Genomic DNA, 3,406 nt, shown 5'->3' with positions numbered 1-3,406 from the left:
AGGGTGATGGTGGTGGTGTGTTTGGAGACAGCCAGTTTACCAGCACCCTGTCTGTCAACTTCCACTTCCCCAAGATCCCGCGAAGAACCAAAAATTTGTGAGCTGAATCTCACAATGTTTGCCCCATCAGGGAAAACGTTTACAGCGATACTCTCTGCCTGAATCCCTCTTTTTTGGTGGTTTATTGCAACCCCCTGTTCCCTCATAACATATGTGCAAAGCCGGGGCTGACCCGACTGCTTCTCCCCTGCCTCGACCCGGGCCGCCTGTTGCGGGTATCCTGTTGCCATCCACACCGACACGGCCACACCTTCTTTATGCTATCGACTCGCCTCAAAGCCACCATCCGCAATACCTATCGCCAGATTGCCGATGGTTTACCCGGTTTTGTGCCGCGCAAGGAGCAGAATTTCCTGGTTGCCGAAATCGCCAAGACCCTGACGGGAGAATATGACAGGAGTCGCCGCATCCTGGTGGCCGAGGCAGGCACCGGCATCGGCAAGTCCCTCTCCTATGCCCAGGGGGCCATCCCAGTGGCACGGCTGACCCAGAAGAAGCTGGTGATCTCCACCGCCACCGTGGCCCTGCAGGAGCAGCTCATCCACAAGGATCTCCCCTTTTATCACCGTCACAGCGAGCTGCCGTTTCGTTTCATGCTGGTCAAGGGGCGCCAGCGCTACTGCTGCGAGCACCTGCTGGAGCAGGCGGCAAACGGCAGCGAGATGGCCAATTTCGAACTCGACTTCGGCGCATTGAGCAAACACAAGCCATCGGATGCTGACAAAGCGTGCTACCAGGGGCTGTGGCAGGCCTACACCGAAGGCAAGTGGGACGGGGATCGGGACAACTGGCCCAAACCCATTCCAGACCCTTGCTGGGATCGCATCGCAGCCGACCGCCACACCTGCAACAAGGCCCTGAGCCACCATCAGCACTGCCCCTTCCATCGGGCCCGCAACGACATGGACGCAGCAGACGTGCTGGTGGTCAACCACGCCCTGCTGCTCTCCGACCTCACCATGGGGGGCGGCATCATATTGCCGCCGCCGGACGAGTGCATCTATGTGCTGGACGAAGCCCATCACCTGCCCACCATCGCCCGGGATCACGGCGCCGCCAGCGCCAGCATCAAGGGATCCCGCCGCTGGCTGGAAAAGCTGGTGCAAAGCGCGGGCAAGCTGGCCAGGACGCTGAACAAGGAGAGCCTGCTCGATCCCCAGCTCAAACTGCAGGATGCCCTGGCCTCTCTCCAGCCGGATCTCAAGGCCCTCGAGCAGTGGCTCGCCAGCAATGATCACCTCTTTGGCGGCGAGCCCCACCACAGATTCGCCGATGGGGTGCTGCCGGATCCCCTGCCCATGCTGGCGGAAAACCTCAAGGAGGCGAGCAAGAAGGCACTGAGGGCGCTGGACAGAATGCAGGGGGCCATCGGCGAGGCGCTCAAGGATGGCGACATCCGTCGCAAGGAGGCCGAGCCTCTGCTGGCGGAGAGCGGTTTTCACTTGCAACGGCTCGAGAGCTTCTGCGCCCTCTGGGAGATGCTGAGCCGCCATGTTCCCACCGGCAAGACCCCCCTCGCCCGCTGGATGGCCAGAAGCGAGGACGGGGACATCTGGCTGCACGCCTCCCCCATCGAGGTGGGGTATCTGCTGGAGGAGTGGCTCTGGTCCCGCTGTCTCGGGGCCGTGCTGGTGTCGGCGACCCTCACCGCCCTCTCCTCCTTCAGTTATTTTCGCCACCAGGTGGGGCTCAAGGAGCATGACGGCACCCGCTATCTGCGGCTGCGCTCCCCCTTCGACTACCACAAGGCCGAACTCTATCTGCCCAAGATGGCCCATGAACCCAGTGCCCCCGCCTTCACCCAGGAGTTGATCGATACCCTGCCCCGCCTGCTGGCAGGCAAGGAGGCCAGCCTGGTGCTCTTCTCCTCCTATCGCCAGATGAACGAGGTGGCGGTGGGGCTGCGGGCCAAGGGGATGTCGCTCCTGGTACAGGGGGAAGCGTCCCGCAGCGCCCTGCTCCTCCTGCACAAACAGAAGTGCGACGGCGGCCAGGCCAGCATCCTCTTTGGCACCGGCAGCTTCTCGGAAGGGCTGGATCTGCCCGGCCACTACCTCACCAACCTGGTGATCACCAAGCTCCCCTTCGCGGTGCCCAACTCCCCCGTGGAAGAGGCGACCGCCGAGTGGATAGAGCAGCGCGGCGGCAACCCCTTCCTGCAACTGACGGTGCCGGAAGCGTCGCGCAAGCTCATCCAGGCCTGTGGCCGCCTCATCCGAAAAGAGGCGGATCGGGGGCGGGTCACCATCCTGGACCGGCGCCTGCTGACCAAGCGCTACGGCAAGGGGCTGCTGGACGCCCTCCCCCCCTTCACCCGACGCATCGAGTGACACGGCTGACGCCCGCCATGCGCTCCCCTGACCCTCATGTCAGGAGGGGGCAGGAAGATAGAAGAGCACGCTGCCCGCAGGACTCGGGGCAGCGGGATCCACACCCCGCACACCGGAAGGCGCCATAAACGGCTATTGCCGCTGTGGGGCAAACCTGTAAAAATGACCTCCTATTTTTCAGTGGGCAATTGCCTGACTGTTCAAGGAGATGAAATGAAACTGACTGTTCTGGTACCGGCCCTGGCTGGTCTGTTGTGGGCAGGTAGCGCCCTGGCCGCTAGCCAACTGGAAATACAGAATCCCTACGTGATGCAGTTGCTCGATGGTGAGTCCATCAATCCCAAGCTGCTCGACAAGACCAGCACCTTCTCCCTGGAGCCCGGCAAACACCAGGTCGTGGTCGCCTTCGAGGGCAACTACTCCAGCCGCAGCGAGATCAAGCTGGTCACCGCCGAGCCCCTGGTGATCAACTTCACCGCCGCCGACAACCAGCAACTCTTCCTCGACTTCAAGAAGCCCCGTAAGGAAGAGGAAGCCAGACTCTTTATCAAGGATCAAAACGTCGTTCTCAGAGACAAGGTCAGCGGTCAGGTAGTGGAGAGCGAGCAGTTCGTCATGCCGACCGTGGGTGGCTTCCAGCTGACCCGCGACTATCAGCAGGAGCTGATCAATATGGGCAAGGCCTTCAACCAGCCCAAGACCGTCGCCATCTCCAGCGCCGCCGTGATGGCCGCCGCCAGCGCACCGGCCGAAGTGGCCCCGAGCAAGGCCATGAGCAATCCGGAAGCCCTGACCCAGCTGCAGAGCTGGTACAACAAGGCCGATGCGGAGACCCGCAAAGCCTTCCAGATCTGGGTGATCCAGCAGCAGTAAGGCGCATCGCACGCCTGCATCGAGGGGAGCCTGGCTCCCCTTTTTCATGGCTATGTCCCAATTACGTGTTGCATGGGGCGCCCCAGCGCCTCATGCAAGCAACGTGGTACATTCACTTCCCGCCCGTAGCGCTCCAACATCCT

Annotated in this window: 2 protein-coding genes; both read left to right on the top strand. The window is 62.0% G+C overall.

Annotated elements, in window-relative coordinates:
* Positions 1 to 317 precede the first annotated feature (317 nt).
* Complete coding sequence (gene dinG / locus AB5Y64_RS03985) at positions 318 to 2,390, top strand: ATP-dependent DNA helicase DinG (RefSeq protein ID WP_043153863.1); 2,073 nt, start codon at positions 318 to 320, stop codon at positions 2,388 to 2,390.
* Positions 2,391 to 2,603: 213 nt separating this feature from the next.
* Complete coding sequence (locus AB5Y64_RS03980; protein WP_114522960.1) at positions 2,604 to 3,263, top strand: DUF2057 domain-containing protein; 660 nt, start codon at positions 2,604 to 2,606, stop codon at positions 3,261 to 3,263.
* Positions 3,264 to 3,406 lie beyond the last annotated feature (143 nt).

It is taken from the genome of Aeromonas sp. R5-1 (genome assembly GCF_040908265.1).
Lineage (GTDB): Bacteria > Pseudomonadota > Gammaproteobacteria > Enterobacterales > Aeromonadaceae > Aeromonas > Aeromonas caviae.
This window is presented reverse-complemented; position numbering and strand designations above follow the sequence as displayed.

Coding starts and splice junctions, on each gene's coding strand:
- dinG (WP_043153863.1), top strand. CDS start 318: ATGCTATCGACTCGCCTCAAAGCCACCATCCGCAATACCTATCGCCAG.
- AB5Y64_RS03980 (WP_114522960.1), top strand. CDS start 2,604: ATGAAACTGACTGTTCTGGTACCGGCCCTGGCTGGTCTGTTGTGGGCA.